This is a genomic window from Mesorhizobium sp. M8A.F.Ca.ET.021.01.1.1 (assembly GCF_003998025.1).
GTDB lineage: Bacteria > Pseudomonadota > Alphaproteobacteria > Rhizobiales > Rhizobiaceae > Mesorhizobium.
In genome coordinates, this window is sequence record NZ_RZSJ01000356.1 from 1 (window position 1) to 6,293 (window position 6,293).

Consider the following 6,293-nt stretch of genomic DNA (forward strand, 5'->3'; position numbering starts at 1 on the left):
GGTATGCGATGATCGAAATCACGCGGCGTTCGGCACTGGCCATCATGGCAGGCGGAGTTGCATCGACGGGCGTGGCCTACGCGGCCGTGTCCTCGTTCTCGGACGAGGACCTGGTTCGCGTCACGCTCGAAAGATACCTCGGCAGGCTGAACATGCGCATCGAGCACCTGCAGCAGTTCGTGCTCGAGTTCCGCAACCGCAATCCGGGAATGTTTCCCAGCGAAAAACTGAGCGATGCCGTCACCTTGCTCGAGAAGGCGAAGCTCGGTCAGGCACGCCAGTTGTTGCCAAAACAGAAGCAGCGCGACCTCGGGCATTTCGACCGCTGGGTTGTTGCCGAATTCCACATGCTGACGGACTACGCCTGGCGCGGTTCGCCCAATGATCCCATCCGGTTCACCGGATGGCAGTCATGCACAAATCCGTTCGCGACGCTTGATCCGCCAAAGACTGCCTGAAGCGGCCTTGGACGCGGGCCTTCATCGGGCCGAGGCATTGAAATGGATAGACGAGGAGCCGGGATCATGAAAGTTCTCTTTGCAGGCGGCAATGGCTACCCACCGGAGTTCAGCGGCGGCGTCCAGTCGAGCACTCACCATCTGGCAGAGCAGTTGATCGAGCATGGGCATGAGGCCGCGGTGCTCGCCGCCCTGTTTGGCGATGGTGTCTTCGGCTTCAAGGCGCGTGCAAAGATGAAGCTGTTGCGCCAGCCCGCGGTCGTCGACAGTTTTCCCGGCTACCCGGTGATCCGGGCATGGTTCCCCTGGGAGGCGGCGGCCTTCGCCGTCAACAGGGTGAAGCCGGATGTCGCGGTGGTCCAGTGTCACAAATCGGTTCCGCTCGGCAAGGCGTTGCAGGCCAAGGGCGTGCCGCTGGTCGTCTATCTCCGCAATGTCGAGTTTCACGAACTGGGAGGCGACCTGCGCGAATTGGGCTCGGCGCTCTATATCGCCAATTCCGAGTTCACCGCGCGCACCTACGCCAGGGAGTTCGGCATCGAGACAACCGTAATCCCGCCGACCATCAATCCGACGCACTACAGCACGCCGACGTCGGGCCAGTTCGTCACCCTGATCAACCCATATGAGGAAAAGGGCTTCGAGCTTGCGGTGCGCATCGCCGGCGCGTGCCCCGAAATCCCTTTCCTGTTCGTCGAAAGCTGGAAACTGGCGGACGATCACCGGGCACGCATCGAGCAGACGATCGCGCCGCTCGGCAATGTCACGCTGGAAGGCCGCACCAGCGACATGAAGACGGTCTATGGCCGCACCCGGATCCTGCTGGCGCCCAGCAAATGGGAAGAGGCCTGGGGGCGGGTGGCCTCGGAGGCCCATTGCAGCGGCATTCCCGTCGTCGGCTCCCGCCGCGGCGGCCTGCCCGAAGCGATCGGCCCTGGCGGCGCGGTGCTCGACTATGATGCTCCGCTCGCCGACTGGGTCGCCGCCGTCAGGCTTTTGTGGAATGACAACAAGGAATATGAGCGGGTCTCGGCCCTCGCGCGCAGCTTCGCCGGGCGGCCGGAGCTCGACCCCGACCGTCAGTTCGTCACCTTCTTCTCGATATTGGACAGGGCGGCACAGCAGAGCGCGCGCCAGGCCGCTTAGTCAAACAGCGACCCGATCGCGCCGCGTCAGGCTGGGCGCTTGACCCGGTTCTTCAGCGTTTCATAGCCGCGCGCGCCAAGCAGGGCGCGGGCGATGGTCTTGGCGGCGCTCTTGCGGCCCTCTTGCGAGTTGACCTGGCGCAGCCTTGCCGGCAGGTTCCGCGCGGCTTGGCCCAGGGCCGGAAGCGACAGCGCATCGGGAAAACTGACCATGTGCGTTTCGACACACAGGACCGGTTTGCCCGACAGTTCCGTGATCCTCAGCGCCTGGGCATGCTCGCTTTCGATGAACAGGATGGCATCGGATTTGCGATAGAAATCGGCCTTGAAACTGCCATGCGCGCCAAGCCGCTGGCGCTCCGCCTTGCTCGGCAGATCGAGCATGATGAGCTTGTCGTACTGGATCTCGTGCTTGGCCAACCACGCCTCGGTCAACGCACGGTATTTCTCGAGCCGGCTGGTGACCAACCAGCCGATCTTTTGGGTCACGGCATGAAGCGGCCGCGCCTCGCTCAGGAATTTTTCATAGGCCGGCCCGTCGTCGTTCTCGGCCTCGGTCGGATCGAGACACAGCACCCCGTCTATGTCGACGCAGCATTGCGCCAGGAATTTGTGATGCATGAAGTTCCACTGGAACATGCGCGGATGCGGAACGACCTCGAACACCAGATCGGTCTCCTGATGCTCGGGCTCCAGACCGAAGACGGCGGCAAAGGTGTAGTCGGCCTCGATGCCGGCGCCCTTGATGCGGGCACGGGCGTCGCGCATGGCATTGCCGCCGGAAACGCTGTCGTCGATCACCAGCACCTTGCGCATTTCCGAGACTTTGCGGTCGAGTGCGGCCCTGCGCTTGGTGATGCCTGACGTGTAGACCCGGCCTTCCAGGAAGCTATCCAGGTCGGTCATCGGAATGTTCGCCGCAAGGCTGACCAGCGTCGCGGCCAGCACGCCGCTTCTGGGGACGCCGACCACCAGGTCGATGTCGCGCGGCAGCCGGTGAAGGTTACTCACAATCGCGTCGTTCATGTCGGAGATCGATCGGTAGTGCATGGATCAGGCCTGATGCTCGGGTGGGATAGGGTTAGACGACAAAGGCGCCGAAATTATTGCGCCTCACGCGGCGTCGCCGCCGGCGTTCTTGCAGGCAGCATCTTCAAGGCCTCCCGCAAGGCTTCGCGTCCGGCCGCGAATGCCAGCGCGACGACGATGGTGATCGCGTAGGCCAGGATGGCGCCGCTGGCCAGGGCAACGACATGCTGCTGCGGCAGCATCGGCTTGACCAGCCAGACCGCGCCCAGCGCCAGATGCGCGCCAAGCACGAACGGCGTTGCCGCGCGCAGCACATGGCCGGCTTGCAGCGGTCCGCTCCTGCCGACATAGAGCCACAGGAAGGGCGTGCGCAGATACTCGCTAACCGCATGGGCGACCGCCACGCCGAGCGCGCCGTAGGGTAGGCCGAGCGCGAAGGCAAGCACCGAGGTCACCGCCGTGATGATGCCCCAGCGCATGAAGTCTCCGGAGCGGCCCTGGCTGACGAAAAGCCAGCCCGCCGGATTGTTGAGCGGCTGCAGCAGGCCGGCAAAGCCGAGCGCCAGGAAGATCGAGGCGCTGGCGCGCCACTGCTCGCCGAGCACGAAGGGAATCAGCACATCGGACATGGCGGTGGCGAAAGCGACGCCGGGCAGCGCTACCAAAAGGATCAGCGGCATGACGCGCAGATAGGCGCTGCGATAGCGGTCCGGCTCGTCCTTCAGCCGCGACAGCGCCGGCACCATCACCTTCGACAGCGGATTGGTGATCTGGCTGAGCGGGAACAGGAGCAGCTTGTAGGCACGGTCGTAAAGGCCGAGCTGGGCCTCGCCCCAGTATTTGCCGATCAGCACGTTGTCGAGATTGCGGGCAAAGAAATTGGCGAAATTGAAACCGGTGATGCCGGCGCCGAAATTGATCAGCTCGCTGATGCCCGCGACCTTGCGCGGCATGCCCGGGCGCCAGCGCGAGCTTGCCCAGTAACAGAGCGTCGGAAGCACCGCCCCGGTCAGCGTGCCGGCAAACAGCGCCCAGTAGGAGCGGTCGATGAAGGTCCAGGCAATCGATACCGCCAGACCCGCCACGGCCCCGGCGACGTCGATGATCGCCAGGCGGCCGAACTGCATGCGGCGCGTCAGCAGCGCCAGATGCTGTGCGCCCAGGCCGTAAGCCAGGATCTGCAGCCCCAATGCCGCCACCAGGCCAGCGACACGCGGCTCGCCGTAAAAGGCAGCGACCAGGGGTGCCGCGCCCGCGAGCACGCAGGCCAGGATGGCGCTGACGGCGACGTTGATCCAGAAGAGGTAGTTCACCTCCTCGTGCCGGATGCCTGTCTTCTGGATCGTCGCCTGGGTCAGGCCGAAATCCTGGAACAGGGCGATGAAGGCGAGCACCGGCGCACACATGGCCACGACACCGAAATCCTGCGGCGACAAGAGCCGCGACAGCACGATGACGGATATGATCTGCGTGGCGACCCGCACCGACTGCGCCATGGCGGTCACGACGGCGCCGCGGCCGACCGATTTGCGCAGAGAGCCTTCCGGCGGATCGAATGGATTGGCTTCCAAATTCAGGATTCCTGATCTTTGCGCGGATTCCGGGGCCCGAAATCCACAACCGCCGCCGACCACAAACTACGGCAATAATTTTGCAGTGCAACAGAAAACGTGGATCGCCGTGCCAAAAATGTTGCGATGCAGCAAGAGCTGTACTAGGCTTTCCCTGGGTGGGTCAAACAGCGGTCGAGTTTTCATGCTGCATGTCTTGTACCTGGTGCACGATATTTCCGACCCGGCGGTTCGCCGACGGATCACGATGCTCCGGACAGGTGGCGCCCGGGTCACCCTGGCGGGCTTCCGCCGTACCGCCGCCCCTGTCGCCGATATCGAAGGATTGCGGCCCATCGACCTTGGCGCGACGCGTGATGGCCGATTCGCGCAGCGCCTGACGGCGGTGGCGAAAGCAGCGGTATCGATAGGTTCGAAGCTCAAGCGCATGCCGAAGCCGGATCTCATCATCGCGCGCAATCTGGAAATGCTGGCGCTGGCGCGCCGGGCAAGGTCGGCTTTCGGCGCCGCGGTCCCGATCGTCTATGAATGCCTCGACATTCACCGCCTGGTGCTCCGCGATGATGCTCTGGGCAAGGCGCTGCGCGCCACCGAGCGCCATCTGGCGCGCGACGTGAAGCTGCTGGTGACCAGTTCGCCCGCCTTCATCGCCAATTATTTCAGGCCCTTCCGCCAGGTCGCGGCACCGGTGGAACTGGTCGAGAACAAATATTTCGAGGCAGCGGCTGTTCTGCCTGGCGAGCCTGAGGCGGTCGAAGGACCCGTAGCCCCGCCATGGCGGATCGGCTGGTTCGGGGCGCTGCGCTGCCGCCGCTCGCTCGAACTGCTTGCCGGGTTCACGCGCCGCATGGAGGGCCGGTTCGAGATCGTGCTGCGCGGCCGTCCGGCACTTTCCGAATTCCCGGATTTCCATGCCTTCGTTGAGGCCGAACCTTACCTGTCGTTTGGCGGGCCGTATCGCAATCCGGAGGACATGGCGGCGATCTATCAGGACGTCCATTTCTCCTGGGCGATCGATTTCTTCGAGGAGGGACAGAACTCCGAATGGCTGCTGCCCAACCGCCTTTATGAAGGCTGCCGCTTCGGCGCGGTGCCGATCTCGATGGACAACACCGAGACCGGACGGTTCCTGCGGCAGCGCGATATCGGCGTTTTGTTGCCGCAGGCCACGCCCGAGGCGTTGGAAACCGCGCTTGGCGGGATGGAGCAGCACCGTTTCGGCAGGCTGAAGATGCGCGTGCTGGCCCACAATCCGAGGATGTGGAGCTACGATCGCGGCGACTGCAGCGCCCTGGTCGAAAAACTGCGCCGCCTGACCACCATGCGCGAGCCCCTCGCAGCCGAAGCCTTGGCATAGGATGGACATCGCCCGATGACGCAAGCGCTTGCCCCCAGCCTGATCGTGATCCCATGTCTCAACGAGGCAACACATATCGGTGCGCTGCTCGACCAGCTCTGCCCGGCGGCGGAACGGCTTGGCGCGCGGATCGTCGTTGCCGATGGCGGCAGCACCGACGGCACGCTCGCCATTGTCGGCGAGCGCCAGAAGAACGATCCGCGCATCGTGCTGCTTCACAATGAAAAGCGCATCCAGAGCGCCGCGATCAACCTGGCGGTGGCCAGATTTGGCGAGGGCGCGCACTATCTGATCCGCATCGATGCCCATGGCGGCTATCCGGAAGACTATTGCGACCGGCTGGTCGAGGAGGCGCAGGCCACCGGTGCCGATTCGGTCGTGGTTTCGATGCTGACCAGCGGCAGCGGCACCGTGCAGAAAGCGGCGGCGGCGGCGCAGAATTCCAAGCTCGGCACCGGTGGCTCGAAGCACCGCCACCTCTCCGCCGGAGAATGGGTCGACCACGGCCATCACGCGCTGATGCGGATATCGGCCTTCCAGGCCGTCGGTGGCTATGACGAGACGTTCAGCCACAACGAGGATGCGGAACTCGACTATCGGCTGAGGCAGGCCGGCTACAGGATCTGGATGAGCGGCAGGACGCAGATGGTCTATTATCCGCGCACCTCGCTGCGCGGCCTCTATTTCCAGTATCTCGGCTATGGCCGCGGTCGGGCCAAGAACGTGCTGAAAC

At 64.2% G+C, this 6,293-nt stretch carries 6 protein-coding genes; 4 read left to right on the forward strand and 2 right to left on the reverse strand.

Features of this window, described 5'->3' with window-relative positions:
• Positions 1-8 precede the first annotated feature (8 nt).
• Together EOA36_RS23615 and EOA36_RS23620 are read left to right on the forward strand one after the other, a co-directional pair.
• Entirely contained in the window at positions 9-458 is a 450-nt protein-coding gene (locus EOA36_RS23615; RefSeq protein ID WP_127279649.1) for a hypothetical protein, read from the forward strand.
• Positions 459-524: 66 nt separating this feature from the next.
• Positions 525-1,604 carry a glycosyltransferase gene (locus EOA36_RS23620; protein WP_127279645.1) on the forward strand — a complete coding sequence of 360 codons (1,080 nt, stop codon included), beginning with the start codon at positions 525-527 and terminating at the stop codon, positions 1,602-1,604.
• A gap of 26 nt (positions 1,605-1,630) precedes the next feature.
• Here EOA36_RS23620 and EOA36_RS23625 read toward each other — a convergent pair whose 3' ends face one another.
• Both EOA36_RS23625 and EOA36_RS23630 read right to left on the reverse strand, forming a co-directional pair.
• Positions 1,631-2,653, reverse strand: coding sequence for a phosphoribosyltransferase family protein (locus EOA36_RS23625; RefSeq protein WP_127279646.1), 1,023 nt, complete (start codon positions 2,651-2,653; stop codon positions 1,631-1,633).
• A 53-nt stretch (positions 2,654-2,706) separates the two neighbouring features.
• Positions 2,707-4,203 (reverse strand): lipopolysaccharide biosynthesis protein, encoded by a 1,497-nt coding sequence (locus tag EOA36_RS23630; RefSeq protein ID WP_127279647.1) that lies wholly within the window; start codon positions 4,201-4,203, stop codon positions 2,707-2,709.
• Between the two features lie 184 nt (positions 4,204-4,387).
• Here EOA36_RS23630 and EOA36_RS23635 point away from each other — a divergent pair, with 184 nt between their 5' ends.
• Positions 4,388-5,560, forward strand: coding sequence for a glycosyl transferase family 1 (locus EOA36_RS23635; protein WP_127279648.1), 1,173 nt, complete (start codon positions 4,388-4,390; stop codon positions 5,558-5,560).
• 15 nt (positions 5,561-5,575) lie between these two features.
• The coding region (locus tag EOA36_RS23640) for a glycosyltransferase family 2 protein (protein WP_145969272.1) at positions 5,576-6,293 on the forward strand (718 nt) is incomplete at its 3' end.

What these genes read in the sequence shown, in the direction of transcription:
- EOA36_RS23635 (WP_127279648.1), top strand. Translation starts at nt 4,388, where the DNA reads ATGCTGCATGTCTTGTACCTGGTGCACGATATTTCCGACCCGGCGGTT.
- EOA36_RS23625 (WP_127279646.1), bottom strand. Translation starts at nt 2,653, where the DNA reads ATGCACTACCGATCGATCTCCGACATGAACGACGCGATTGTGAGTAAC.
- EOA36_RS23615 (WP_127279649.1), top strand. Translation starts at nt 9, where the DNA reads ATGATCGAAATCACGCGGCGTTCGGCACTGGCCATCATGGCAGGCGGA.
- EOA36_RS23620 (WP_127279645.1), top strand. Translation starts at nt 525, where the DNA reads ATGAAAGTTCTCTTTGCAGGCGGCAATGGCTACCCACCGGAGTTCAGC.